Source organism: Leptospira adleri (assembly GCF_002811985.1).
GTDB lineage: Bacteria > Spirochaetota > Leptospiria > Leptospirales > Leptospiraceae > Leptospira > Leptospira adleri.
The window spans coordinates 1-26,638 of the sequence record NZ_NPDU01000018.1; the positions used below are offsets into that span (position 1 = coordinate 1).

Sequence of the window (26,638 nt, forward strand, 5' to 3'; positions counted from 1 at the left end):
GGAAGGCGCGAGTCGTTCGATCCATACCAATCTTCTCGGTTCGTTTAACGTTCGTAATACGGCGCTCGCTTGGATCACCGGAATCGGGATCGGTTTGGATCCGCAAAAGATGCTTTCTTCTTTGGAAAGAATTCCTCAGATTCCGGGACGTTTCCAAATCGTCTACAGCAAGGACCGTTCCAGAATGGCGGTCGTCGACTACGCTCATACTCCGGACGCTCTTGAAAATATTATACGAAGTGTGAGGGATTCTAAACCGAAACGTTTGATCACTCTCTTCGGTTGCGGAGGAGATCGGGACCGCTCCAAACGTCCTAAGATGGCCCGGATTGCGGAAGAACTTTCCGACCAAGTGATTCTTACCTCCGATAACCCTCGTACGGAAGAAGCGGAATCGATCCTGGACGAGATCCAATCCGGATTTTCCAAAGGATTTCGTCCTCTTCTCCGGGAAGCGGATCGGGCCAAAGCGATCGCGGAAGGCGTTGCGGTTTTACCCGAAGGCGGTTGTCTTCTCGTCGCCGGAAAGGGCCACGAAGAATATCAGATCATCGGTAAGGAAAAACGTCACTTCAGCGACGTCGAGCAGGTTCAAAAAGCCTTCGGTCTTTTTTAAAATTCTCCGATACAAATAAAGAACACTCCTTTTTTTTGAAACTAGGACGGGTACATGTTTTATTATCTCTACGATCTCTACTTCAACCATCTGGATTCTCTCCGTATTTTTAGCTACGTTACGTTTCGCGCTCTGATGGCGGGCCTGACTTCGATGTTGGTCACGTTCTGGTTCGGTCATCGTGTGATCGACTTTTTATACGGTCTCAAATTTAGAGAATCGGTTCGGGACGACGGTCCGAAATCGCACGAAGCAAAAAAGGGAACGCCTACGATGGGAGGTCTTTTGATCATCGGTTCTCTTCTTCTTTCGGTTCTCCTTTGGGGAAATCTAAAAAATCCGAACATCGTAATGCTCGCGGTCTTTTCTCTTTTTTTCTCCGGCCTCGGTTTCGCCGACGATTACATGAAGTCGGTTAAAAAAATCAAGGGCGGGATGCGCGCGCGAACCAAGTTCGTTCTTTCCATTCTGATTTCTCTCGGGTTTTGTATATTATTCTTTTATTATACGGGTCTCACTCCGGCGGGACATTCCGGTAAAATTCCGTTTCAACTGACGGATCTGTTTTTCCCCTTCGTAAAGGGTCCCGTTTTCGCTCTCGGAATTTTTGCGATTCCTTTTTCGATCATCGTGATCATCGGCTCCTCCCACGCGGTGAATCTGACGGACGGACTCGACGGACTCGCGACTGGAACGGTCGCGATCGCAGTCGTCACGTTAGGCATCATCGCATACTTTTCCGGAACCCCGATCGTCGCGAACTATCTCAACATTCCTTATCTTCCCGGTGCCCACGAATATTCGGTGTTCTTATCGGCGCTCGCAGGGGCTCTTCTCGGATTTCTCTGGTTCAACGCGCACCCGGCTCAGATTTTTATGGGGGACACCGGTTCTCTTTTTTTAGGAGCGACTCTGGGTATGGTAGTGATTCTTCTGAAAAAGGAAATCCTTCTTTTGATCCTGGGAGCGATCTTTGTAAGCGAAGCGCTTTCGGTGATTCTTCAAGTCGGATCTTTTAAACTTACGGGAAAAAGAATCTTCAAGATGGCTCCGTTGCACCATCACTTCGAATTGGGAGGGTTGAAAGAAACGAAGATCGTCATTCGATTTTGGATCATCGCGGTCATCCTCGCGATCATCTCCTTATCCACTCTCAAAATTCAATGATCGATTCCATAGGAAGGAAATGGAAAGAATTCTGGAGGCCGGGAAAGGCCTCCTTGGACGTTCTTCTCATCGTTACGATTTTCGTTCTTCTTTTTCTCGGACTCTGCGTTATGTATTCTTCTTCGAGTATTACCGCCTGGAGGGAATTTAAGGATTCCGAATACTTCCTCAAAAAACAGGCGATCTGGATTTGTGTAAGTCTTTTGTTTTTCTTTTTTTTCTCGATCTTTCCGTACCAAAAGCTCGAAAAGCTCGCCGCCTTGGGAATGTTAGTCGCCATCGGTCTCCTGATTCTTGTTTTTATTCCCGGCGTCGGAAAATCGGTTTCCACGTATTACGGAAGAAACTTTCACAGATGGATCGCGCTGGGTCCGTATCAACTCCAGCCTTCGGAAGTGGCCAAGGTCGCCGTTTTGATCTATCTCGCCTCTCTTTTTAAAAAGTTAAAATTAGAATCCGCTCCCGATTACAAAAAACTTTTGGTACCTTCGGTTTTACTGCTTACGGTGATCGTTTTGATTCTTGTAGAACCGGCGTTCGGAACCACATTAGAAATTCTTTTTGTAATTTTGGGTTTTATTTTTTTATTCGGATTTCCTTTTCGAAATTTGCTCGTCGTAGGTATCGTATCCCTTCCTCTGATTTACATTCTGATCGATCGGGTCGGTTATCGTAAAAAAAGGGTTGAGGTCTGGTTGGATCCGTATCGGTACCGTTTCGACGAGGGACATCAGCTCGTGACTTCGTTCCGAGCGTTTTTAGACGGCGGTTGGTTCGGAAACAAATTGGCTGCCGGTTACGCCCATCGTTATTTGACTTACAGCCATACCGACTTCGTATTAGCAACCTTTGTCGAGGATTTCGGTTTTGTGGGATTTATGATTTTTATCTTTCTAATCCTAATACTTCTGTTCCGAGCTTTTTATCTGGTGCAGAAGGTGAAGGATCCGTTCGGTTTTTATTTGGGTGCGGGAATTTTGATCATCTTGGGAACACAATTCATCATCAACATGTTCGTCGTCACCGGAATCTTTCCGATCACCGGAATCAGTTTGCCGTTCGTGAGTTACGGAGGTTCTTCCATTCTCATCGTGTTGATTTCTCTTGGAATTCTTGTCAATATAACGAGAAAGGAAAACCTAGGCCTATGAGATCGATTGTTATCGCTGCCGGCGGAACCGGCGGACATATATCGCCGGGAGTGGCTCTCGCGGAGGTTTTGACAGACTTAAAGGAACAGATCGGCTATGAGAATTTATATCTTTATTCTCTCGAAAGAAATCGAAACAATCCGGATTTGGAACAAGCGCCGTGTAACGTTCTCTGGCACAATCTTCCTCCGCTTTCCAGTAATATTCTTCTTTTCCCCTTTCGTTACGCGTATCAAATTCTAAAAACGTTTTTACTCTTTCGCAGACTCAACGTGGACGTAGTCGTGGGAATGGGAGGCTATTCCACGGTTTCTTCGATTTTATACGGAGTTCTTTTTGGAAAGAAAGTCTATCTCTGCGAACAGAATTGTATTCCGGGAAACGTAAACCGGTTGTTTTTCCGTTTTGCAAACAAGGCCGCGTTTAGTTTTCCTCCGATTAATCATTCGGTTCCCTGCGATTGGTCGATCATCGGAAATCCTCTCCGTAAAAAAACGCTTCCAAAGATGTCCTTGAAGTTCTCCGAAAAATACGACGGCAAAAAGAAGAAACAGTTTAACGTTCTCGTAATGGGCGGAAGTCAGGGCGCGAGACAGATCAACAATATCGTAGTTCGTCTTATGGATCACGACGAAATCAACACTCAGTTTCGATTTCGCTTATTAACCGGCTCCGCTTTGTACGAGGAAGTTTCGCAAAAAACGAAAAAGGACGCCGAACTCATCTCTTATACGGACAATATGAAAGAGCAATACGAGTGGGCGAACTTCGTGATAGCGCGGTCCGGTTCCGGAGTTTTATCCGAGTGCGCGGCGTTCGCTCTTCCAATGATTCTGATTCCGTATCCTTACGCAAAAGACGATCATCAAATGGCGAACGCGAAGTATTTCGAACTGAACGGAGCCGCGGTCGTATTGGATCAGAAGGACGAGGACGAATCCCATCTTTTCAGAATTTTAGACAAGCTCGCCAACGACGTTTCTTTGTTAAACGACATGTCCATCAAATCGCTTCAGTGTTCTCATGTCGACGCCGCAAGAGACACGGCGAAGTATTTTTTCTCACTGGATTAAGATGCAAGCCGATTGGAAATCCTTTCAAAAGCCGTTCTTTCTCGGAATCGGCGGTTCCGGAATGTCGTCTCTCGCTTTTCTTCTTTTGGAAAAAGGAATGAAAGTAAGTGGATACGACGGAAAACATTCCGCGGTTGTGGAGAAGCTGATACAACGCGGCGCGACGGTTTTAGACAAGTCTTCCACGCTCGAGGCGGAGAATTACGATCTTGCGATCTATTCTTCGGCGATTCGTTTGGATTCTCATCCCTTAGTCAAAAAATTTAAAGAGAAGGGAATTCCGATCGTCCACCGTTCCGAACTTCTTCATCAAACAATGTCCGAAAAAAAACAGATCTCCGTCGCGGGCTCTCACGGAAAAACCACGACCACCGCGATGACCGCGTTCTTATTAGATCGATGCGGATTCTTTCCTTCAGTGATGGTGGGAGGAGAAGTCGCGTTTTTAAACGGAAGGGGCGGATCTTGGGGAAAGGGAGAATGGGCGGTTTTTGAATCGGACGAATCCGACGGAACCTTCAACAACCACAACGCGGCAGTTCGGATTCTCACGAACGTGGACGAAGATCATCTCGATTATTATCAGACGAGAGAGAATCTTCTCAAAGCGTTCGCACGTTATATGGAACTCGCTTCGAAGCGCTTGATTTTGAATTTGGACGATATCGGAATTACGGACGCGCTTTCGTTGTTTCGAGATCATTCTAAAATTTTAGGATTTGCAAAGATAAAATCCGAAGCGGAAGAGAAAACCGGCGAATACAAACAAGATCGTAATTCCGAAATTGCGCTTTACAGGATAGAATCCGGAGTTTTGACATTCTACTTTCAAGAAAAAGAATATTCGTTTTCTCTAAAATATCCGGGCGAACACTATCTCAAAAACGCTCTCGCGGCGATTCTTGCATGCTTCGAGGCGGGGGCGAAACTGGAGGAACTCGTCGAACGAATTCCTGAATACTCCGGTGTCAGCAGAAGGCTCGAGTATCTCGGAAGCAAAAACGGAATCGAAGTCTACGACGATTACGGACATCACCCGACCGAAATCAAGGCGGTGATTCAATCGATGGAAGGTCTTAAAAAAGACGGAAGAGCCGTGATTTTATTTCAGCCACATCGATATACGAGAACTCAAAATTTATACAAGGAATTTGCGGAGAGTTTGAACACCGGAGAAACGGTTTATCTTTTGCCGATCTATACTGCGGGAGAGGATCCAATCCAAGGCGTGGAAACGAAGCTCATTGCCGACGCTATGACCCATCCCGCGAAAATTCTTTCCAAAGATATCGGAGAAGGAGTGAAAGAGCTGACTCGTTTTTTAAAACCCGGCGATAAGTTTGTGACACTCGGCGCCGGAAACGTGCGGGATTGGGGAATCTATTTTTTAAAAAATTAGAATATTCTAATTTAGAGAATCGATTCTCGACTGGAGGTCCTTTTTTTCCTCCGAATCGCTCGTGAGTTCCAACGCTTTTTTGTAATCCGATTTCGCGTCTTCCTTTCGGTTTAATTCTTCGTATGCGTTTCCCCTGTAGAAGTAGGCGGATGCCAGATCTCCGTTCGGATATTTCGTCAGATAAGAACCGAACGTCTCCACCGAGGCCTTAAAGTTTCCTACTTCGAGATAGGAAATTCCGAGGTTGTAGAGCGCGTCGTGTTTTTTATCGTTGTTCTTCGAGTCGCTGGACTCGATCGCCTTTTTGAAATATTGAATCGCTTTTCCGTATTCTCTGGCTTCGAAGTAGTAGACCCCCGCTTGAAAATTCGTTTTGGTTCCTTCGGGATCCTTTGTTAGTTTTTCAAGATATTCCTTTTCGAGATTTCTTCTTGCGTAAGCATTCTTCAAATATTTAAGAACCATCTTAGCGTCGGGCATCCCGGTAATCTTGTCGATGAGGCTTCCGTTTTGATCGAGGAAAAGCATCGAAGGATAACCTTCTATTCCGTATTTTCTTTTGAGATTTGGAAACGTGTCTCCGTCCAGAGAAAGAGTCACGAACTTGGAGAGTTCGTTTTGAACTTCCTTTTTCGGATAGATTTCTTTTTTGAGAGTTTTGCAGTATGTGCACCAATCCGCATAAACGTCTATAAAGATAGGTTTGCCGTTCGCTTTCGCCTTTTCGAAAGCTGTCTTCACGGATTTTTCCCATTGGATTTCGGCTCCAAGAGAAGAATGGAAGAGGACCGTAAGAAGGATGCAGATCGGGAAATATAAATTCTTCATTCTCTATCATAGGACTGATTTACGAACGCTTTAGCGAGCGTTTTCTTTGCGAGGAAACTTAAAAATACGGTTGTCGGAGAATCGGAGCCTGAGAAAACTAGGGGCAGATTTCGCAAAGGAAGCCTTGGATTCATGGAATTTTTATTACAGTTGGAAAATATTCTTAAAAAAAGAAAACAGGAACTTCCTGACAAATCCTACACCGCGGATTTGTTTCGCGGAGGCGTGGACCGGATTCTTAAAAAAGTCGGAGAAGAAGCCGGAGAGGTGATCATCGCGGCTAAGAATGCGGACAAAAAAGAACTCACGCACGAAGCTGCGGATTTACTTTTTCACCTTCAGGTTTTGTTGGTCGAGCAAGGTCTTTCTTTGCAGGACATCGTGGAAGAACTTCGTAAACGCCATTCTTAAAAAATGAATTTTCCGGGGGTTGCTTTTTTAAAAAGAATTTCCCGGAGGTCCTTTCTTCTTTTTCTCTTTATTTCCTTTTATACGATTTTATTTTATGAGAGCGCCTGGCTTTCGGACGATTCGTTCATCACGTTTCGAGTCGTTGACAATTTTCTGAACGGATTCGGACTTCGATGGAATCCGCTTGAGAGAGTTCAGGTTTACACACATCCTCTATGGTTGTTTTTGCTGATTCCGATTCAGGCTTTGATCGGTGAGATTTCGATTTCGGCGTATCTACTTTCCTATGTCTGCGGAATTTTATTTCTTTCGTCGTTTGTGTTTTTCTTTTCTCGGTTTAGAATTTATGTCGGAATCGTATCCGTTTCTTTTTTGGTTCTTTTCTCTTCGGGAATATTCGTGGATTATAATACTTCCGGGTTGGAAAATCCTCTTTCTTTTCTTTTGCTTCTGTTATTTTTAAATCGATTTTATTCTTTGTATTTTAATTCCGAAAAAAGCATTTCCGGAATGGACGGGCTGAGGATCGGTTTTACGACCGCGCTCATTCTGCTGACACGATTGGATTTGATTCTTCTTTTGATGATTCCTCTGATGATTCTTTTTTTTAGAATTTCGAAAGAAGAACGGATTTCGTTTTTAAGCAACGGAGTTTTGGGACTTCTGCCTTGGCTATTTTTTCTATTGTTTTCGATCGTATATTATGGATCCATATTTCCGAACACGTTTTATGCGAAGACAAATGTGATCTCTCCTCTTTCGGAAAGGATCGCGGCGGGTTGGAATTACGTAAGAGTCAGCTTGAAATGGGATCCGATTGCGAGTTTCGTTTTTCTTTCGCATTTTTGTATGATCTTTTTCGAAACGATTCCCGGAATATGGAGAAAATCTATTTCCGAAAAAAAAGAAAACCGAATTCTTTTTATTGGAATGGGAAGCGTTTTGCCCGTATTCTTATATCTCCTCTGGATAGGAGGAGACTTTATGGCGGGAAGATTTTTAGGTTCTTGTCTGATCGTCTCCCTCTATTCTCAAGCGCTCTTTTTGTCGAAACGTTTCGAGAAGAATTCCGAAAGCATTATAAAAATATTATATGTTTCCGGCTTTGCGGTTTTTGTCTTTTTTTTGGTTCATCCGAATTCTCCTTTTCGTTATTTTTATCAGAGAAAGGAAGTGCGCGTGGAAAAAGGCGTCGTGGACGAGAGGGCGTCCTATCAGGATAATGTTTCCTTGAAGAATTTTTTGAGAGGGGTTCGCCCTGAATCTCATCCTTGGGCAGAATATGCGATCAAGATCCGCATTTCTCGGACGAGTAGCGACTTAAAAGAGTTTTTGAAAAAAGGCGCGGCAAGAATTCAGAAAGGAGGGGGAGATACTTTCGATACAAAGACGCTTTCCGTCGCTCGGGACGTAGAGATTACGACTAACGTCGGTTTGGCGGGTTTTTACGGAGGACCGGAGATCCACTGGATCGATCTTTTGGGAATCACCGACCCGTTTCTGGCGAGATTACCCGGAAAGGGTTTTCCCGGTCATTACATAAGACTTTTGCCGAGAGGTTATAAAGAATACATTGAGGAAACGGCTTCCGTGTTGGAGAATTCAGAACTCGATCGTTTTTATTACGAAGTCCGATTGTTAAGCGAAGAAGAGATTTGGACCAGAGAGAGATGGAAGATCGTTTTCGATTTTATGTTTTTTGGACGCGGAAATTTTAAGACAAGATTTGCCGAAGACTTTCGTTATCCTTTCGCGGTGGACGCCTATCGAAAGACGCTCTATGGACTTTCCTATGCCGATTGGAAAAAGGAAGACGTAGAGAAACAGTTGGATCGGGAATATTTCGGAAAGAACGGCGCGCCGGCCCTGTAAAATCGGAGTTACCGTCGTAGTTCCGACAAGTCCTCCGTAAAAGTCGCGGGCCCCACCCTGCGGCGCGATCCGTAGAGAGCGCCGCGCTGAGTTTTGGGTGGAGGAGGCGGGCTCGCGGGAAATTTCCGCAAATTCAGCCATATCAGAAAAACAAATAATGACAAGTAGGAATTCCGCGGTTTGTAGTTGTTCCGACAAACTGTTCTCCGCGGTTTGTACTTTACAAAAATGGAATCCTTTTTCTCAGAAACTTTAGGTAAGATATGACCTTTCCTAAAAAAGATGGAACGTTTATGGCCTCGCTCGCGAAAGAAAAATCGGGAATGGTTTTTTTTACTTCGGATCGGATGTTGAGTTACGTGCTTGTCCCGAAATCATAAAATGTAGGAACTCATGCCGATTTTGAATGATAGGGAACGATTTGAAATCGCATAGCGCGGGAGGTAACTCAATTTGTAGGAACTCGCACAAAGATTAAAATCGGCATGGCAAAATTCTTCGAAGTTTTCTAGGTTTTGTAGTAAAGTTCAAAGCAAGGAAGGGATTTTAGAAAGATTATTTCTTGAAAAATATATTAAAAATCTAATATTCAAATTTGAGAATGGACTTTGCGGGTGTTGTTACTTGGAAAAAATTTTTACGATCGGAATCGCGATAAAATGAATTTTTAGGGAATCGAACCAAAAAACGATAGATATGTTCCGTGTCCGTCGTTACGTCGGAATCGTAGAGGAGGGCGCCGGAAGGATATACTCCGGGCGGAACCGCGTAATACGGATATCCAACCGCGCCGTAGGCGGGGAGTGCGGAAAAGCGCGCGTTCCTAACTTTTGCGGTGATGGTTTGTAGATAGTAAGGCCAGATTCTTTCGGAAGGTTGTTCGTTTAATAAAAATTGAAAGACTAAAAACTCGGGTAACACTCTTGTTTCCGGAACGATCTGAAAAAGGATGTAAATCCCCTCGGAACCATTCAACTCCGAAATTTCTTTCCATCGTTCCAGTCTGTCTTTCGGAGCTCTGGATGAGAGCTCGTTTTTCAGATCTTTTCGAAGTCCTTCCAAATCCTCTTTGTCCACCTTCGAGGCGGAGACGGAAAAGCCAGCTCCGTAAAAAGGAAGTTCGTTTAACCGGACGAGGTCGCCTTGGAGTTTGAGATTTTTACTTTGGCAGTTCGAAAACGAAATCGTACACAAGAATATTATAAAAATCGAAACTATTTTCGAAAAGATTCTTATCAGACGATCAGTTTGGTTCCGCAGGATGGGCAAAATTTAGCTCCGTAAATCTCGATCTTAAATCCGCATTCATGACAATACTTTGTAAGAATTTCGTTGGGAGTAGGAGCGGTCGGATTCTGTCTTGGAATATTTTGTGCGATCGTTCGTATCTTTTCGTCGAAGTCCTCCAAATCTTTCACGATTCCTTTGGAGATGGATTGAAATTCTTCCTCGGTGAGTTTGCCGGTATCGAATTCTATCTTGATGTCTCTTAGATTTTCTAAAATCACTTCTCTTCGATTGATCAGTTCCAATTTTTCGGATTCTAAATCCTTCGATTTCAAATCGATAGAATAACGAACGTAAAAAAACGGAAGGACGACGATTCCGGCCAGGATGATATAAAACGGAACGAGTAGAAGATCCATTATTTCTGTTTCTCCTCAATTTCTGAAAGATATCGTTTGAATGCTTCCGTCTCCTGTTTCGGAGAATCGGGCGCAGCCGTTTTGGAAGAATTCGGATTCTTACGTTTTATGTATAAGAAAATAAAAAGAATTCCAAGAACGCCCGCAAGACACAAACTCAAATTGATCCAAGTGGAATCCGGAGTAGCAAGGATGTTTTCGCCAAAACCGAAAACCACGGAGTTCGCCATCCCCGTGTTTCCGGCTTCCACGAATTTCCGGATCACAGGATCCTGAAGCGCTTCTTCTCCGAATCCGTGAACCATCTTGTCAACGATTACGTCGGCGCTTTCTCCCTTTGCGATCCGATTTTCTATGAAAATTTTCAACTTTGCAGAAACCGTACAATTGTTAAACGAACAACTCTTGATCGTGATCGAGGGAATACAGATACACCGGATTCTGGAAGTGACTTCGTGAAACGTTCTGATCTGGTCCGGCTCGCTCAGATTGGTGAAGGTGGAATCTCCGAAAACCTGGCCGTTCAGAACAAACAGAACTACAATCGAAAAGAATATTAAAGTTTTATAAAATACTGCGTTCAATTTCTGGATTCTCCTATGGGAAGAAGAATCAAAAGCCCGGAGAAGAAAAAGAGTAAGGAGCCCGCCCAGATAAATTTAACTAGAGGGTTTACCCAGACTTCCAAGTTGGCGACGATCTGTCTCGGGAAACGATTGAAATTTTCCAGTTTGCGTACTGGTTGATTCGAGTTCGTAAAAAGATAATTCATAAACAGGAGAGGAAGATCCGGATTTTCATCCGAAAGATCCGAATGTTCGATCGCACCCAGTTGGATATAAAGATCCTCCTTCGGAGTCGACGCGATCGCGGGCTCGCTCGTGGGAATATGAGTCTCAAAATCTCCGCTGAGATGGGAGATCTGAGGATAAAATCTTCTCTCGGTCACCATCGTCGAAAAATCTTTCAGATGACGTTTTACTTGAAAGGTTGCTTCGTGAGATACGATCACGTTCTGAATGTTGAGTCCGTTGTTCGCGTCGCCGTTCACGAGAGGTTTAATCTTGAGAGTGTTCGCCGAGATCTGATAGTTTCCAAGGACTCCCGTGTCTTGACTGGAATATACGATTTCGTTGTTCTCTGGCGCGTTTAAAAAATAAAAAAACTTAATCGAAGTGTTTTGTTTGAACGCGTTCCCCGCAAACCCGATAAAAAGAATCACCATCGCCAAGTGAACGAGATATCCTCCGTATCTCCTTTTGTTTTTTAAGAGCATTCTAAATCCGGAAAAGAAATAATTTTCAGAAGGATAAGTCGTCTTTCTCGCGACGATTCCTCTGTGATATTCCTGCGCGATTCCGGCTATCGTAAAAATTCCGAGACCGACCGCGACCACGGAATAAATTTCTCCGATCACGTCACCAAGGCTGTAATCGCTGATCGTAAAATTCTGCGTGTAAAAAAGAATGTAAGCCCCGGCTCCCAAAATTCCGACTAACAACGGTTTGAAGAGAGTGGAAAAGAAAATTTTGTCCGCTCCTTTCCTCCAAGCGAGCAGCGGCGCGGATCCCATAAGTAGAATCAGAAGAATCCCGGACGGAACTCCCCAAGAATTGAACCATGGAGCCTTAAATTCTCTTCCGTATAGAAGAGGGGAAAATACTCCGAGAAGAATCGCGAGAGTCGCGATCACGAGAAGAAAGTTATTAAACAGAAAACTTCCTTCCTTTGAAGTCATCGCTTCCAGATTTCTTTCCGGTTTTAACGCATCTCTTCGATAGATCAGAAAGCCGATAAAAAATGCGAAACTGAGTCCGATAAAGATGATAAACGGAGTTCCGATCGTGGATTTGGAAAAACTATGAGGACCTTCCAAAACCCCGCTTCGCGTAATCCAGGTTCCCAACAAACAAAAATGGAAAGCGAGGATGATCAAAAGCATATTCCAAAACTTTAACATTCCTCTTCTTTCCTGGATGATCATGGAATGAAGGAACGCAGTCGATAAAAGCCAGGGCATCAATGAAGCGTTTTCAACGGGGTCCCATGCCCAATAACCGCCCCAACCCAATTCTTCGTACGCCCATTTTGATCCGAGAAGAATTCCAGTTCCAAGAAAAAACCAGGAGAAGATGGTCCATCTTCTTACAAATCGAAACCAGTTTTCGGAAAGATGTCCCGTGATGAGCGCTGAAGTCGCGATACAAAACGGGATCGCAAAACTGACGTAACCGACGTAAAGAATCGGCGGATGGATGACCATGGCCCAGTGCTGCAAGAGAGGATTGAGTCCTCTTCCCGCGACGGCCGCAGGCTGGAATTCCCGAAACGGCTGCGCGTCGGAGTAAAAAACCGCGAGATACGAAAAGAAGGCGCTAATGACGGTTAACGTTAGATTCATCACGGGGATTCTATCGTTGACCAATTCTCTCGTCTGCCAAAGGACTATGAACGTAAAGATTGAAAGCAAAAGATTCCAAAAGAGAAGGGAACCGGACGATCCCGACCAAATGCCCGTGAGTCTGTAAAACAAGGGAAGGTGTTCGTTGGAATGCATCACAACGTAATAATTGGAAAGGTCCGTTCTGAAAAGTTGAACCAAAAGAACTATAAACGCGAGGAGAATGACGGCCGAGTTCGCCATCAAAGTGTATCTTCCCAGTTCGATCGCTTGGCGATCCTGTTTCCAGATTCCATAAGAAGTTTGTAATATGGAAAAGAGAAGAATTGCAAAAGAAGTGATTAAGCAAAGAGCGCCGAAATCGTTCATATCAAAAAGTCCGTTGTCCTTTCGCTTTTAGGGCGATAGAAATTTATTTATTTTCTTCCGAATATTCGGCTTCGTATTTGGACGCGCATTTCGCTTCCACATGATCCGAAACAAGAACTCCGTCTTTCATATAACCGTCGACCCTCGCTCTTGTGCCTTCTTTAAACGCGTCCGGAAGAAGAGTTTCGCCGGTGAAAAAAACCGGTATTTGTTTATCATTGAATTCTAAGATAAATTTTGCCGTTTTGCCTTCGCGGACAACGGTGCCTAACTTTACAAATCCTCTGACTCGCAAGAGGTCGTCTTGGTAACGAGCGGGAGAAGCCGCCAACTCGGAAGCGTCCAGAAGCGTATAAGATGTTTCCTTGGATGAGAAATATGCGATGGAAGCGAGGGAAAGAAGAATGATCCCGGCGAGGACCGTAAATTTGATGTTCATCGTTAAAAGTTCCGATCTAGTTTCTGTTTTAGACCATGAAAACAAAGACAACGGAAGGAGAAAAGTGGAAATATCCCCGTTTTACTTCATTCCAATCTTCTTTCAGGAGTTTCGAATCTTTTGAACGAAAATTCCGATCCATTCTTTGATTGAGATCGTTGAATTTTCGAGACAAAATGTCGACGGGAAGAAATTGTCCAAGGTAAGGACGGCCTTTTGAGCTCGAAAGTCCGTGGGAAAAGGTATGATCTCGATCCCCTTGTTTTGAAAATTTTCGACCGAACGTTTCATGTGGAAGGAAGAGGTAACGAGGATGATAGACTTCCAGCCGCGTTCCTTCAGTAACTCCATCGTAAAGGCGACGTTCTCCGCCGTGTTTCTGCTTTTGGATTCTAAGATCAAAGAAGATTCCGGAATTCCCAGTTGTCTCAAAAATCTTCCCGCGGGTTCGGACTCGGGAACTTCCTGATAGAATAGATTTCCCGATCCGCCCGAAAAAAGAATCTTAGGAGCTTTCTTCGCCTGGTAGAGTCGAATCGTTTCCGTAAGTCTTTCCGCGGTGTTGTTGAGTTCGACGGGTTCGTCGTGGCGGCTCAGAGTGGAGACCATTCCGCCTAACACCAAGATGACGTCGGCCTTCGGAACTTCGCTTACGGATACCGGCGGATAATAAATTTCCAAAGATTGAATGAGCTTTTGTGAGACGGTGCTTGTGGAAAGAATCCAGAGAAACAATACGGGTAAGACGATCGAAAGTTTTTCCTTCCATCTCTTGAGTTTGAACCCGGCGAACAATAGAACGAGCAAGGTCAAAGGAAGCGGGAACAATACCAGCGTTGCAAGTTTGGAAATGGAGAATAGGATTGTTGACATAGATTTTTTCGTGGACCGGAAGTCCCGCACTCCTCTTCAAAAAAGATCGAGCTACTTCTAAAAAACTCGGAAATTAAATTCGGAAACGTATACGTTTCGACACGAAAGCGAACGTAGTAGAATTTCTACTCGAGAAGTTTTCCGCCTTTCGCCCAGTTTTCTCTCGAAACCTCGTCGATTACGATGTATGTGACTTCGGGCGGTTTTCCGGCGACTCTTTCGAGAGTTTCGGTAAATTCCTTTACGATTTCCTCTTTTTGTTTCCGAGTCAGAGGACCGGCGACTTGCAAGTTTACATAAGGCATAACGTTTGAATCCTTCTTCTGAAATTCGGATTTCATTTCTTCAGTCGACTCGGATTTGTAAACCGGTTTTCAAACTTTTGCAAAGAAGCCGGGTTTTAATTCTTATCCTATGAAGAATAAAAAGAAGAATCGAACTCTTTTGACGATAGCGGTTCCGTTTCAAAGAATTGAACGTTTACAAAAGTTCGTTTTTGTTTTAAGAAGTCGGATCGAAAGACGGTAACCTTTGAACCTCTTGCATTTGCAAGTTCAACGCGAGAAATGAAATCGATCCTTCCAAGGAGGGACTCGGCGCAAGTCCCTCCTTGGACATATTTTTTCTAGAGCGAGTCCGAAGTAAAAGCCGCTCTGTAAGCCTCCAAAGGACAGGTTAAATACGTACAGGATTTTGCGGGAATCGGTTCCGTTGTTTCCTCCTGGCCTTCCGGTTTTCCGTTTGTCCATAATCCCTTAGATGTCAAATCCTCGCAGGATATTTTGACCGAATTCGATTTTTGCCGTCCTTGAGAGTAACCTTGGCAGCTCCAAACTGGGATCTGAGTAAAGCAGGTGCAGTTTCCCTGAAAGGCTTGGGTATCGGTGCAATAGACACAATCGGCTTTTGTTTCGTTCAAGGCGCTTGCAAGAAGGCGGATCGTTTGGTCTTTGTCGTGTTCTTCCTTGTCCTTTTGGCAAAAGAGAATCGGAATAATTAAGAATATTAGAATATACTTTTTCATGATTTTTCTCCTATTGAACGACCGTAAAAGGGAAAGAAATTTTTAGTATCGCGTTCACGCCCGGATTCAGAGCGTATTCTTTGTAACGGCTTAGATGATCTACATAAGCAACATTGAATACGTTTTGGACGCTCAGATCGACGGTAGGTTTTGAGGTTCCGTCTCCGAAATAAGGCAATTCGAAACCCAATCCTATGTCCGTGAGATTGTAGCCTTTTGTAGGAGTTTCTTTCGGATCCACTCGGTATTGAGAATCGTAGAATCTTCCGTTGATCGAAAAATAGAAATTCTTCATCCCAAGTAAGGAATCTTCGGTCCATCTAAGCCCCGCTCTCGCCCGGTTCGGAGTCGTTTTAGGAAGCGGATTTGTGTCGTTCTGATTTCTTGCATGAACGATATCGATCCCGCCTGAGAGAACTATTTTTTTCGTCAATTCCGCTTGGACGGAGAATTCCCCTCCTTTCAAAACGGCGTCTCCCTGTTTATATTTGTATTTCGGAAGTCCGGACTCCGAGTCGATCTCGGCGATGCTCGCCGCATATATGAAATTTTGAATGTGATTCTGGAAAACGCTGATCTCGGTCTGGATCCGAGAAGAGGCGTATCTCAGAGAGAAGTCCAGGTTGTTCGAATATTCTGGTTTGAGCGTGTCCTTCCCGATTTCGAATCTTCCCGTTCCTTCATGCACTCCGTTTGAAAAGAGTTCGAACGGAGTGGGGGCCCTAAATCCTCTTCCGTAATTGAGAATCGAAGAAAAAGATTTATTGATTCTCCAGACAAGTCCCGTCGAACCCGTTGTCGCATAATAATTCTTTGTCTGTTCATTGACGCCTAACGCAGCGTTGTTTTTTATATCGGTCGATCTTTTATCTCCTCTCACTCCCGCGCTTAAGGTAACGGATCCCAATTTCAATTCTTCCAAAAAGAAACCCGCTAAGTTTACGATTCCGTAGGACGGGATCAACGCTTCGGAGGCGATCGTCCTGTTTGTTTGCTGCAATCCGGAAACTCCCACGGTTCCCTTAAGAATTCCGAACATAGGTTTGTGATGAAATTTGGCGTCCGCGGTCGCAGTGTCCAAAAATAGATTCAACCCTTGATGTTTATCTCGAGCTGTGACTTGATAATACTGAAAGGCCTTTTCGAAGTTGTCGACCGAATCGTCAAAAAGCGTATCTTTGATCGGAAGCAGCTTATTCTTGGATTCGATTTCCCTTCGATTGTTTCTTTGATAGGAGAGATCGAGTTCAATGTTTCCCGCGGGCAAAATAAAAAAGGAATGGAAATGCGATTTTTCGTGTTTGAGCTTTTGGTAGACGGTCGATCCGGGATTTTCGTTCGGATTATCAAACAGGTCCTGCGTTTGTTCTCTTTGAAAGGAATCCAAGTAGAAATTTCCCCATTTCCCGTCCAAACCGACGGAGGCGCTTTTGTTTTGTTCCACCATTCCCGTGTTCGGAACCGTTCCGTTCGGAGTCGTTATTCTTCCCGCCTTACGGGTGTTAGCGCTGGCACGATAGCCGAAACCGTCAATATTACCGAATACGGCGAAATTGCCTGCGTCTTGTTTGTTGTTGGAATAGCTGTTGGAGTTAAAAATTCCCGCCATCTTCGGAACTCCTTCTCCGGAAAGAGGAGCTTTGTCTCTTATGACGTTTACAACGCCTCCGAGAGCGTCCGAGCCGTACAAAAGACTTCCGGGACCTCGAATAATTTCAATTTTTTGAATATTAAAAGAATCTAATTCTACTGTGTGATCGTCTCCGAATTGTTGCTCTTCCTGGCGAATCCCGTCGGTCATGACCAAAACGCGTTGACCGGTCAAACCTCGAATGATCGGTTTGGAGGTTCCGGCTCCGGTCGTAAGATTGGAAACTCCGGGCGTGTTGTTGATTGCGGACATCGCGTTTTCGCCTCTTTGTCTGTCCAATTGCCTTCCGGTTAAGACTGTAATCGGCTGAGGCGAGGTTAAAAAATCGGATATAGTGGATTTTGCGGTTACGTTGATCGAAAAATCATCCAGAGAACTTTTGATCAGAGTGAATTGAATTTTTTCGTCTTTTTCTCCGATCGTGACTGAAATCGTCTCCGACTGAAATCCTCTCGCACTTGCGGAAAAAGTATATTTCCCCGGAGTAACGTGATCCAAAACGAATTCTCCCTTTTCGTCGGTCGTGACGCTCTTTCGGGATTCTTGAATCAGAATCCTTGCGTTGGAAATCGGATTTCCTTCCTTGTCTTTCACGGTTCCTGACAAAATTACGTCCAAAGCATGGACGGAAAACGGAGAAACAAAAATAATAAATAAGAATATTCTAAAATAATAATGTAATGGCTTTTTCAAGCGGATGCTCCCGGACAAAGTCCTCAATCAAACGAAAAAAATTAGATTGAGAAACCAAGAGGAGGCGCTCGACCGAGCTGAATTTCGGATAACGTAAATGAGCGGGTCGGCCCGTTTGTTGACGAGAATTCTTCTTTTGAGAAAATTAAGGAAGATTCCCTGACCAGAAAATCGGGATTCCACAAAGAGGAAATATTTCTTTGGAACTGACAAATCGGGCAAGAAGGAGAATGTTTTACGTCCCCCTGAGACTCGAATTTCGAATCCGAAGCTATGGTGCGAAATTCTTTTTCGGAGTGGGTATGGATCTCTCTTCCCACCCAGCCGATGAGCAAAATGAGAAGAATCCCGACTTTCAGACGATTGTACGACATCGTTTAGAATAATTGCTAATGATAAACCAATATTAATAGTGGCATTCTTTATGAAAACTAAAAATTAAAAAAAACATTTCATTTCAACTTTGAGAAGACTTGCGATGCCGACCTCTATGAAATCGGCCAAAAGGAGACGGAAGGAACTATGTACGAAGAAAATATCGAACTCATCCGAAGTCTGATCGAAAATCAAAGGGAACCATACGCGCTCCTTTCCTTTATCGGAGATACGATCGATGCAATGAGGACGGATGTTGAAGGGATTCGAGTCACAAAGGAGTTCTATGAAGCCGTGAGCCGAATTGCTGATTCTTTGGTTGTCATCGATCAAGAGATTTCGGTAGACTCCGAATAAAACGAATTCTAAAATTCAAAGTCGTTTAACAATTGTTTGTTCCGGATTCTTTGCTATTGATTCTAAATTCGAAAAAAAACTTTATATTTCTTTTCGACCCTCGGGATTTGAATGTATGTTAGAGTTAAGACCGATTTGCGAAAACTGCGAAAAGCCGCTTCCACCCGAATCGACTGAAGCGGTCATTTGTTCTTTCGAGTGCACTTTTTGCGTTTCTTGTTACGAGAAATTTCTCTCGGAGATTTGCCCGAATTGCGGAGGGAATTTCGTACCACGTCCGATTCGCCCCAAAAATAATTGGAAAGGCGATAACTATCTCGGGAAATACCCCGCGAGCACGAAAATAAAATTCAGACCCATCGATCCGGTCGAACACGCGGCGTTTGCAAAAAAAATGTCCCGGATACCACCTAACGAACGTTAACGGATCACGAAACTTTTTCCGGAACTTTGCGATACAAGTTTATTTTCGGATCGTGGAGATTTCGGAGATGGAAGTCTTCGGCATTCGAATCAAGCCGGCGTCGATCGTTTGAATCGAATAGAAGTCTCCGATTTCGATCAAATATCCTTCTTGAACGCTTCCATCCGTGGATCTGATTTGAACATAAGGACGGTTAGACCACTTCTCACCTTCGTGAACCGTTTCGATCGACTTTAAATCCTCAGCCTTATATCCTATGAAATCCTTGCTTTTTTGGATTCGTTTCATCGATTCAAACTGCGACTGCAGAATCGATTCTTCCTTTGGAGAAATAGAATTTATCCGGATCTGAATTTCTTCCGGTTTCGAAGATTCGTTCCAGTTTGCGGTTTCGGCGATGGATCCGCTTTTGATCAAAGTCGGTTTTGAATTTCCTGTGACGCCTAACGCTTCCACTTGGATGGATCCTTCGATCAAAAAAATTCTTTCCTTGTCCGCGTTTGCCGTAATCATTAACGAGGTTCCAAGCAGAACCGAACGGATATGCGGGCTATTCGTTTCGACGGTTACTCCTTCTTTTTTCCGAACCGTGGAAAATAAAATCGAACCTTCCATGAGATTGAATTTTAATTTTTCGGAATCTGTTTCCACGATCAACCGAGTGCTCGGAAAAATGCGGATCGAAAAAGCGCCCATTCCTTCCAACGTTAGGTCGCAATAAGAGTTTTCTTTGGTTTGAAATCCGATCCGATGATCCGAAGACGTGTTCTGCTCGCATATTCCGTGAGTTGCTTTTAGGTTGCTAATCACCGTCAAATCGCTTTTTTGTACTTTATAAAAATAGAATATTCCGAATACGATGAAAACGCCGGCCGCCGCGACTAAAAACGCTCCGGTTTTCTTCCAGGGAATTGAGGAAATTTTCTTCGGGACGGGAAAATCGTCTGGATTGAGAGAATTTAAAATCGTTTTCATCCGGATGATTTCAAAATATTCCCTTTGCAGCGCGGGATCCTTCATCAGTTCGGCGAATTCTTCTTTCGAAATTTTCGGATCCAGAGCTCTGGTTAGATTTTGTTTGGAATCTTCTTTCATCCTTGAACCCCGTCTAACCAACTTTTATCGATTCCAAGCGACTTTAATTCCTCTTTTAACAAACTCAACGCGGATACCAATCGCCGACTAACGGTTCTCTGTGCGATCCCCGTTTGAAGAGAGGTTTCCGCGATCGATTTACCGTGAATACAATGAAGAATAACAATCGATTTTTCAGGTTCTTTCAACATGCGGATCGAATTTGTCAGCTTCTCCATTAGAATTTTTTCCTCTTGCTTCTTATGCGCCGATGTATCATAGGAAGAAACCAAGTTCTCCCAAGAAGAATACTCGACGATATTCTTCTCTTTGTTATTCCTTCTGAAAAAATCGGTCAGCTCGTTTCTCGCAATCGCGTAGACCCACGTGTTCTCCGATCCCTTGGTCGGATCGAACTTTTCTCGATGATTATAAACCTTTATAAAAGTTTCTTGGCAAAGTTCTTCCGCGGTCTCTGTTGTAATTCCAGACTTAAGAAAGAAAAACTTAAGTTTATTATAATAACTCTTGTAAAGGTATTCGACGTTGTCTAAACTTTCACTCATTCGCAGTGGAACGCTTCTAAAAAATATTACGTATGGAGAATGGATGTTCGCCACAGTTTTTCTTTTTTGCCTTAAATTAAAAAGTCATCGGACTCTTATATGCGGTTTATTCCTATTCAATTTTATATTCATTTCCGAAATTAGATCGGATGTTCTCGTACTTAAGGACGGACAACGTATCCGAGCCAGTGGAGTCAAGATGAAGAATGGCAATTTGGTTGAATTCCGAGTCGGGTCTGTGACTAAAGTCATTGAATTTTCAAAGGTGGATTCGATTCTTCCTGAATTTTCAACTCCGAAGAAACCCAAAGCCAAACAGAAACAGGAAACGCAGAAAGTGGAAGTTGCCACGGAAAGCAAGCCTCTAGAAGACTTGAATCCGCCTTCTTCTTCATCGCCATCTTCATCTCCTCCTCCTATTCTTCCTCTGCCGGAGCCGGAAAAAAAGGAAGATACGATCGTTACTGCTCCGAAAGAAACTCCGTTTTTTCGATCCAAAACCTCTCGCACCTTACAAGCTCTCGTTCCGGGTTGGTCTCCCATGTTGCTTGCGGAGGAACGTCAGACGCAGATTGCGGGAGGAATTCTTGCCTTCTCCGAGCTTTACGTTTTATATCGAGGATTTGAGTTCTTTGCTAAACCGAAACAATTCTTCAATCCGCCTTCCGGGATTTCCGAGGAAAGTTATATCCCTTATATTGCTGGGGTCAGGACAAATAACGGCCTGGGACTCGTATATCTTTTTATGGATGGACATAACTACGTGATTACGAATAAAGACCACTTGATGGAAAAATCCGACTTCTACTCGCAGAGAGAATTTTACGGAATCGCTTTTTTATCTCTGATTGCGATCGACGTTTATCTCAGTAACTCGAATCTTTTGGGCGGGGATCTGAAGAGCGTTCGTTTTTCGACTTCGGACGGCGGGCGATCTTCCTCTTTGTCCGTTACCTGGTCTTTTTAAAAAAGTTGGCGTAGTCGGGGGGAAGATTACGTAGTCTAGTGCATGATTATAAAAAACTTCCTCTTAAGCCCGATGAATATTTATATTATTCTCGTGGTTCTCATTTTCGGTAGCGTTTACTTTTTTCGCTCCTGAATTTCCGGTTTGCTTCCCGGATTGCCGTATTCTTTTTTCCTCTTCATGTCCGTTTCGGTTTCACTTTTATCTTTTTGAAGTTTCAGTAACCGCAGCTCCGCGGTGTTATTTCAAAAAGCCATCTTCTTTTTTTAAACGTTATCTGCCATTGATCATTGTTCCGGGAAGTCATATTTCGGAAGATTTGTCTTTGCAAAAAAACTTCGGAATCTTCCGAATAAAAAAAATGGCGAAGTGAAAATCGAACTCCGTAGTAACTCACAGATTATTTACAGGAGAAACGATTATGAATCGTATTAAGTTCATTTTGATTGCGGCAGTTTTGATGGGAACGGTTTCCTGCAACCAAGGAAAAAAAGATGACAAACAGGATATTACGACACTCGCTCTTTTATTGCACGTAGGGGCTGAACAAAAGACCCAGGATCAAGTCAAAAAATTATTTTCCGCACTTTATCCGGTTCCTGCGGATGCGTCCAATTCCGCCGCGAGAAGTCTTGAAGACGTAAATCCTTCCTACAATCCATTTGCGGCCGCTACTGCTCAAGCCTGTCAACTGGGAGGAACACAATCGATCGAAGGGACGATTACGTCTAACGGAGGATCTACGGACGGAGACAACCTGACTTGGACTTACGATAATTGTAAGGAGAATACCGCAGGAGCGGCAGTCGATAAGGACGGAATCGCGATTCCGGTCGCTTTTGTATATAATGGTACCTTAATACGTTCTTATCACATGAAAATGGTTCAAACCATTTCAGGAACAAATCTGAAAAACGTGATTTCGGGAACGGATCGGATCCAATCCTCCAATTACGCCGTGAACGACGAAAAGTATCCGGCGTTCGATATTACATTCACTAGAATGGAATCCGAATACAATCAGACGGAATATTCTCCCGGAAAGTTTAAAGGCGTTCTTAAAGAAAACGTAAACGTGTCGGGAACGTTAGGCGGCAGAGCGGTGAATACGACTTTTCATTACACGATCTATTTCGGCGGAAAATAAGAATAAATTAATAATCAAGACGTTTCGATTAAAGAAATCGGGCCGTCTTCGATCGTTATCATATGGACCCTACAATACGTTGTAGGGTTTTTTCTTTTTCCTCAAAGGGAAAAAAGTGAGTGGCTCCGGGCCATATTTCCAAAGTGGAATTTTTATTTCCTCGAACGATTCTTCTTGCGCCTTCCGGTGAACAGACTTCGTGCGGATCCGGAATGGTAATATGAGTTTCCGTTTTGATTCTTCCATACTGAAACAAACTGAGATAGCTGATCGAATCGAAAATTTTCGCTTCCAATTCGGGAACACAACAAAGAAGAGCTTCCCCTTTGGGTCCGATCCGAAAGCAACTTTGAATATAGTCTTCGTAGATCGCGTCGTCCCAACGAGAAAAGGACGGCGTTCTCTTGTAGATCTTACGAACCGTATCGAGGTCTTTGAATTCCCTTCTTCTTTTGATCGCGACTTTTGCAAGTGGGTTGTGAAATATCCAGGCATAGGTTACTTTCAAATAATCTAATACGACCGGATCGTTCGCTACGATCTTCCTGAATCTCTCGGGCGATTTGTAAGAAGCCAAAAGTAAACTAGCTCCTCCCAGAGAATGTCCGACTCCGATCAGATCGGAAAGATTTTCCGACTCGATAAGAGCCAATATTTGATCTCTAAAAAAATACCAGTTCTTAAATCGTAAGGTCGATTGAGATTCTCCATGTCCGGCGAAATCGAGCGCGACGACTCGATGCGTTTTTGAAAGAGCTTCTATGTAGAATTTATAAGTGAGGGCGCTGTATCCGTTCGCGTGACAAAGAAGAATCGTTTGCTTCGTTTTAGAATTCGGAGCCGTGTCGATATAGGAAAGAGTAAGTCCTCGGAAGGAGAATGTTTTTCTAAGCATGTCGGAGAGATTTGACCTTGATCTTTCCAACTCCTGCGGTGAAGTGGTTTTCGTAAAGTCAAAACCGGAGCCTTCTATGCAGATTCAAGTCCTTCTCGTCTTTATCATCGCTCTCGCATTCAACGCATTGGCCAATATTCTCATTAAGGCGAGTTCTTTGGGCGACGAGGCTTCGAAGCCGGAAGGAATTCAAGGGATTCTGCAAGTCGTCTTCAATCCCATTTTTATCGGCGGTCTTGCTTCTTTCGGTTTGGCTCTTCTCGGTTATCGTTTTGTTTTGGGAAAAGGACTTAAACTTTCTCTCGCTTATCCGGTTTTTACAAGCGCCGGTTTTATCATCGTCTTGATAGTTTCATCGTTCGCATTCAAAGAAAGGCTGACTTGGACGCAATGGGCCGGTATCGTTCTCATTCTCGCCGGTGTTTGGCTTTGTGCGGCGAATATGTTCGAAGCTAAGTCTTGATAACGGTTTCTTTTATTGATCGCGTATAAATTCTTCTTTTATTGTTTCAAGTTGAATTCTCTGAACCGGAGCCGTCTTTCAGGCTGAAAGTTCCCGGTTTCTCATATTTTATCCGATTGTTCCGATCGAGGGCGATTATCGGAAGCCGATCGGGGTCAAAAATTTCGGAACATTCGACTTCGCTTAACAAACTCATTGAAACTTCACTTGATAGATTTTATTGGCGCTGCTGTCCGCTACGAGCAGTCTTTGACGAAGGCAATCCACTTTAACTGCGCCGACGGCGATAAATGAAAAGGGGATCGTAGTAACTTTGAAAGTAGGATCCACCATTCGGATTTGATTCGAGCCGGAATCGGAAACGAACATATAACCTCCGTTATCCAAGGAGATGAATGCGGGCGCGTTGAAGGAAGCGTTGGTGCGAACTCCGTCCACGCTGGCTCCGGTTCCGGTGCCCATCAAGGTGGAAACAATCTGATTTTTCAGATCCACTTGTCGAATCCGATGGTCCTGCAAGTCGGCGACTAAGAGGACGTCGTCGTTTCGATCATAAGCGATTCCTAATGGAGCTTTGAATTGTGCGGTCGCGGCGTTCCCGTCCAGATATCCCAAGGTTCCTCCCGAAAGAGTACTTACGTTTCCGAAATTCAAATTGATTTTTCGAACATCACGATTGCTTAATTCTCCCACGTATAAATTTCTTTCCCGATCGAAATCCATAAAAAAGGGGCCGTTGAAGAGCGACGTCGAACGATCTCCGTTTTGAATTCCGGACGTTCCCGTCGGACTTCCGGCGTATAAGGAGAATTGTTCGTTGGAATCGATCTTATAAATCTGTCCATTGCTCTTACACGTAACGTATTTATCGCCCGTCATCGGATCGAATTTAATTCCGGAAGGGTTGCCTAACGTGAACCCGCCGCTATTCAAAGTAGTCACGTTTCCGCTGGAATCGATTTTTCGAACCAGATTTGCGGTTTGATCGGAAACGTAGATATTTCCGGTAGTATCCACTTCGATTCCGAAGGGAGTGTTGAACGACGCGACCGACAAATTTCCGTCGATGCTCGCGGCGGTTCCGTTTCCGGCGAAAACCGTCACCACCGGATTGCCCGTAACTTTGAGTTTACACGCGAGACAATCCTTGAGCACACAATCTAAGAATGTGGATTCATACCAGGCTCGGCTCATCAAAACGCTCGGATTATATGTGGATTCGGAGGAACAGAAAAGTATGAAAGGAAGGAGAATTAGAATTTTATACATCTTAGTTACCAAGATGATTGCAAATATATACGGATTCGTCTTAGTTTCCAGCAATTTATTTCCAATTCAAAACGCGGATTTTGTTTCTTTTTAGAGCAATGCAATTTTTTCTAAAAGGTGAGTCGGAGATTTTCGGTTCCCATAGAAAAGAAAAATGAGAAAGAAAAAAGGGTTTCTCTTTCGGAACTTTTTTCTTATATGGGAATAGAATTTTCTTAGAAGGAACGATTGAAATGAACAAAGGTCCACTTTCCGGAGTTAAGGTAATCGACTTGAGTCTTCTGCTTCCCGGTCCTCTTTGCTCCATGTATTTGGGAGATATGGGCGCGGACGTAATCAAAATTGAAAATCCCCGAGCCATGGACGCTACTCGAGTTATGTTTAAGAAGGCGAACGGAGCTCCTTCCTTATTTTTGATGCTCAATCGAAATAAAAAAGCGATCACTCTCAACTTAAAAAAGGAAAAATCTAAGGAGATTCTATTCAAATTATTAGAAAATGCTGATATACTTTTGGAAGGATTTCGTCCGGACGGTCTTTCCAAAATGGGTCTGGGTTACGAAGACCTCAAAGAAGAATTTCCCCGCTTGATCTATTGCGGCATCTACGGATACGGCACGGAAGGCAAATACAGGGACTTTGCCGGGCACGACGTAAATTATCTTTCTCTCTCGGGGGTTCTTTCGCAAACAGGGAAAACTCCGCAGATTCCGGGATATCAACTCGCAGATATCGGAGGGGGTACGATGACCGCGCTTTCCTCTATCTTAGCGGCTCTTTATGCTAGAGAAAAAACGGGGAAGGGACAGAAGATTGCGATATCCATGATGGATTCTTCGCTTCCGTTTCTTTCCCTATACGGAGGAATTTTTGCCGCGACCGGAAAAAATCCGGAGGGCGGTAACGAGCTTCTTTCCGGTAAATTACCGAATTATAATGTTTATGAGACCAAGGAAGGAAGATGGGTCGCTCTCGGAGCGCTGGAAGATATGTTTTTTAAAACATTCTTACGTCAATCGGGCCTGGACAAACATCTGGAAGAATTTCCGGCGGAGGAAAAAAACTTCTCCAAGTGGAAGGAGATTCTTACTTCCTTCTTCAAATCCAAAACGTATTCAGATCTGGATTCTCTTTTTGAAAATCAAGACTCTTGTTTGACTCCGGTGAAAACCATGGAAGAAGTTAGCAAGGATCCCGTATTAAAAGAGCGGGGTATGATCCTTGATAAAAAACATCCTCAGTTCGGGGATTACTTTCAGTTCGGAGCGCCTTTTCCTTTCTCTGCGACGCCCGTGACGTATCGTTTGGATCCTCCTTCTCATGGGGAACATAATTCCGAAATATATAATTCTCTCGGTTATTCTCAAGACGAAATCGAGACGATGAAAAAGGAAAAAGTAATCTGAAATCGGTTTGAAACAATGAGGACATCAAAATATTTTTCCAAACTAACCCCAAGAACGGTCGGGAACAGAACGTTCGTTCTTG

The 26,638-nt window shown here is 43.9% G+C and carries 28 protein-coding genes; 13 read left to right on the top strand and 15 right to left on the bottom strand.

The window, feature by feature from the left end; translation table 11 throughout:
* The 5 genes from CH376_RS08635 to murC all read left to right on the top strand — a co-directional run.
* A partial coding sequence (locus CH376_RS08635; protein ID WP_276329218.1) for a Mur ligase family protein occupies positions 1 to 616 on the top strand: 616 nt, incomplete at its 5' end.
* 54 nt (positions 617 to 670) lie between these two features.
* Positions 671 to 1,783, top strand: a complete 1,113-nt coding sequence (mraY, locus tag CH376_RS08640) for a phospho-N-acetylmuramoyl-pentapeptide-transferase (RefSeq protein ID WP_100787135.1) — start codon at positions 671 to 673, stop codon at positions 1,781 to 1,783.
* Entirely contained in the window at positions 1,780 to 2,934 is a 1,155-nt protein-coding gene (locus CH376_RS08645) for an FtsW/RodA/SpoVE family cell cycle protein (RefSeq protein ID WP_100787136.1), read from the top strand. The genes mraY and CH376_RS08645 overlap by 4 nt, the downstream gene beginning before the upstream one ends.
* Positions 2,931 to 4,007: a UDP-N-acetylglucosamine--N-acetylmuramyl-(pentapeptide) pyrophosphoryl-undecaprenol N-acetylglucosamine transferase gene (locus tag CH376_RS08650; RefSeq protein WP_100787137.1), complete on the top strand. Its 1,077-nt coding sequence runs from the start codon at positions 2,931 to 2,933 to the stop codon at positions 4,005 to 4,007. The genes CH376_RS08645 and CH376_RS08650 overlap by 4 nt, the downstream gene beginning before the upstream one ends.
* 1 nt (position 4,008) lies before the next feature.
* Positions 4,009 to 5,406 carry a UDP-N-acetylmuramate--L-alanine ligase gene (gene murC, locus CH376_RS08655; protein ID WP_100787138.1) on the top strand — a complete coding sequence of 466 codons (1,398 nt, stop codon included), beginning with the start codon at positions 4,009 to 4,011 and terminating at the stop codon, positions 5,404 to 5,406.
* A gap of 6 nt (positions 5,407 to 5,412) precedes the next feature.
* Here the strand turns inward: murC and CH376_RS08660 are convergent, their stop codons facing one another.
* The gene (locus tag CH376_RS08660) at positions 5,413 to 6,234 is read right to left on the bottom strand and encodes a tetratricopeptide repeat protein (RefSeq protein WP_100787139.1); all 822 of its coding nucleotides are present in this window, start codon (positions 6,232 to 6,234) and stop codon (positions 5,413 to 5,415) included.
* Between the two features lie 132 nt (positions 6,235 to 6,366).
* On the opposite strand from CH376_RS08660, the gene hisE reads away from it, so the two are divergent.
* Both hisE and CH376_RS08670 read left to right on the top strand, forming a co-directional pair.
* Entirely contained in the window at positions 6,367 to 6,645 is a 279-nt protein-coding gene (gene hisE, locus CH376_RS08665; protein WP_100787140.1) for a phosphoribosyl-ATP diphosphatase, read from the top strand.
* A gap of 3 nt (positions 6,646 to 6,648) precedes the next feature.
* Positions 6,649 to 8,517: a hypothetical protein gene (locus CH376_RS08670; protein ID WP_100787141.1), complete on the top strand. Its 1,869-nt coding sequence runs from the start codon at positions 6,649 to 6,651 to the stop codon at positions 8,515 to 8,517.
* A 582-nt stretch (positions 8,518 to 9,099) separates the two neighbouring features.
* Here CH376_RS08670 and CH376_RS08675 read toward each other — a convergent pair.
* The 10 genes from CH376_RS08675 to CH376_RS24835 all read right to left on the bottom strand — a co-directional run bounded on the left by CH376_RS08675 (position 9,100) and on the right by CH376_RS24835 (position 17,987).
* Positions 9,100 to 9,777 (bottom strand): hypothetical protein, encoded by a 678-nt coding sequence (locus CH376_RS08675; RefSeq protein WP_165781812.1) that lies wholly within the window; start codon positions 9,775 to 9,777, stop codon positions 9,100 to 9,102.
* Positions 9,753 to 10,163 (bottom strand): zinc ribbon domain-containing protein, encoded by a 411-nt coding sequence (locus CH376_RS08680; RefSeq protein WP_100787143.1) that lies wholly within the window; start codon positions 10,161 to 10,163, stop codon positions 9,753 to 9,755. The genes CH376_RS08675 and CH376_RS08680 overlap by 25 nt, the downstream gene beginning before the upstream one ends.
* Positions 10,163 to 10,747: a cytochrome c-type biogenesis protein gene (locus CH376_RS08685; RefSeq protein ID WP_100787144.1), complete on the bottom strand. Its 585-nt coding sequence runs from the start codon at positions 10,745 to 10,747 to the stop codon at positions 10,163 to 10,165. The genes CH376_RS08680 and CH376_RS08685 overlap by 1 nt, the downstream gene beginning before the upstream one ends.
* On the bottom strand, positions 10,744 to 12,933 hold the full coding sequence (locus CH376_RS08690) for a heme lyase CcmF/NrfE family subunit (protein WP_100787145.1): 2,190 nt from the start codon (positions 12,931 to 12,933) through the stop codon (positions 10,744 to 10,746). Before CH376_RS08690 ends, CH376_RS08685 begins: the two co-directional genes overlap by 4 nt.
* A gap of 43 nt (positions 12,934 to 12,976) precedes the next feature.
* Complete coding sequence (locus CH376_RS08695) at positions 12,977 to 13,372, bottom strand: cytochrome c maturation protein CcmE domain-containing protein (protein WP_100787146.1); 396 nt, start codon at positions 13,370 to 13,372, stop codon at positions 12,977 to 12,979.
* A gap of 102 nt (positions 13,373 to 13,474) precedes the next feature.
* Positions 13,475 to 14,245, bottom strand: a complete 771-nt coding sequence (locus CH376_RS08700) for a YdcF family protein (RefSeq protein ID WP_100787147.1) — start codon at positions 14,243 to 14,245, stop codon at positions 13,475 to 13,477.
* A 125-nt stretch (positions 14,246 to 14,370) separates the two neighbouring features.
* Positions 14,371 to 14,586: a tautomerase family protein gene (locus CH376_RS08705; protein WP_243394803.1), complete on the bottom strand. Its 216-nt coding sequence runs from the start codon at positions 14,584 to 14,586 to the stop codon at positions 14,371 to 14,373.
* 284 nt (positions 14,587 to 14,870) lie between these two features.
* The gene (locus tag CH376_RS08710; RefSeq protein WP_100787148.1) at positions 14,871 to 15,269 is read right to left on the bottom strand and encodes a hypothetical protein; all 399 of its coding nucleotides are present in this window, start codon (positions 15,267 to 15,269) and stop codon (positions 14,871 to 14,873) included.
* A 10-nt stretch (positions 15,270 to 15,279) separates the two neighbouring features.
* Positions 15,280 to 17,613 (bottom strand): TonB-dependent receptor domain-containing protein, encoded by a 2,334-nt coding sequence (locus tag CH376_RS08715; protein WP_100787149.1) that lies wholly within the window; start codon positions 17,611 to 17,613, stop codon positions 15,280 to 15,282.
* A gap of 41 nt (positions 17,614 to 17,654) precedes the next feature.
* Positions 17,655 to 17,987, bottom strand: coding sequence for an LIC10965 family protein (locus CH376_RS24835; RefSeq protein WP_100787150.1), 333 nt, complete (start codon positions 17,985 to 17,987; stop codon positions 17,655 to 17,657).
* Positions 17,988 to 18,135: 148 nt separating this feature from the next.
* Between CH376_RS24835 and CH376_RS08725 the strand changes: the two genes are divergently transcribed.
* Positions 18,136 to 18,345: a hypothetical protein gene (locus CH376_RS08725; protein WP_100787151.1), complete on the top strand. Its 210-nt coding sequence runs from the start codon at positions 18,136 to 18,138 to the stop codon at positions 18,343 to 18,345.
* 115 nt (positions 18,346 to 18,460) lie between these two features.
* Entirely contained in the window at positions 18,461 to 18,769 is a 309-nt protein-coding gene (locus tag CH376_RS08730; RefSeq protein ID WP_100787152.1) for a DUF1272 domain-containing protein, read from the top strand.
* Between the two features lie 39 nt (positions 18,770 to 18,808).
* Here CH376_RS08730 and rsx read toward each other — a convergent pair whose 3' ends face one another.
* Together rsx and CH376_RS08740 are read right to left on the bottom strand one after the other, a co-directional pair.
* On the bottom strand, positions 18,809 to 19,864 hold the full coding sequence (rsx, locus tag CH376_RS08735) for an LIMLP_03685 family anti-sigma factor (protein WP_100787153.1): 1,056 nt from the start codon (positions 19,862 to 19,864) through the stop codon (positions 18,809 to 18,811).
* On the bottom strand, positions 19,861 to 20,409 hold the full coding sequence (locus CH376_RS08740) for an RNA polymerase sigma factor (protein ID WP_100787154.1): 549 nt from the start codon (positions 20,407 to 20,409) through the stop codon (positions 19,861 to 19,863). Before CH376_RS08740 ends, rsx begins: the two co-directional genes overlap by 4 nt.
* Before the next feature lie 238 nt (positions 20,410 to 20,647).
* Here CH376_RS08740 and CH376_RS08745 point away from each other — a divergent pair, with 238 nt between their 5' ends.
* Positions 20,648 to 21,376: a hypothetical protein gene (locus CH376_RS08745; protein WP_100788049.1), complete on the top strand. Its 729-nt coding sequence runs from the start codon at positions 20,648 to 20,650 to the stop codon at positions 21,374 to 21,376.
* A 421-nt stretch (positions 21,377 to 21,797) separates the two neighbouring features.
* Positions 21,798 to 22,523 carry a sigma factor SigX-regulated lipoprotein gene (srp, locus tag CH376_RS08755; protein ID WP_100787156.1) on the top strand — a complete coding sequence of 242 codons (726 nt, stop codon included), beginning with the start codon at positions 21,798 to 21,800 and terminating at the stop codon, positions 22,521 to 22,523.
* A gap of 58 nt (positions 22,524 to 22,581) precedes the next feature.
* Here the strand turns inward: srp and CH376_RS08760 are convergent, their stop codons facing one another.
* Positions 22,582 to 23,418, bottom strand: a complete 837-nt coding sequence (locus CH376_RS08760; protein ID WP_100787157.1) for an alpha/beta fold hydrolase — start codon at positions 23,416 to 23,418, stop codon at positions 22,582 to 22,584.
* A gap of 76 nt (positions 23,419 to 23,494) precedes the next feature.
* On the opposite strand from CH376_RS08760, the gene CH376_RS08765 reads away from it, so the two are divergent.
* Positions 23,495 to 23,881 carry a DMT family transporter gene (locus tag CH376_RS08765; RefSeq protein ID WP_100787208.1) on the top strand — a complete coding sequence of 129 codons (387 nt, stop codon included), beginning with the start codon at positions 23,495 to 23,497 and terminating at the stop codon, positions 23,879 to 23,881.
* Positions 23,882 to 24,073: 192 nt separating this feature from the next.
* Here the strand turns inward: CH376_RS08765 and CH376_RS08770 are convergent, their stop codons facing one another.
* Positions 24,074 to 25,150 (bottom strand): NHL repeat-containing protein, encoded by a 1,077-nt coding sequence (locus tag CH376_RS08770; protein ID WP_100787209.1) that lies wholly within the window; start codon positions 25,148 to 25,150, stop codon positions 24,074 to 24,076.
* 233 nt (positions 25,151 to 25,383) lie between these two features.
* Here CH376_RS08770 and CH376_RS08780 point away from each other — a divergent pair, with 233 nt between their 5' ends.
* Complete coding sequence (locus CH376_RS08780; RefSeq protein WP_100787159.1) at positions 25,384 to 26,556, top strand: CaiB/BaiF CoA transferase family protein; 1,173 nt, start codon at positions 25,384 to 25,386, stop codon at positions 26,554 to 26,556.
* Positions 26,557 to 26,638 lie beyond the last annotated feature (82 nt).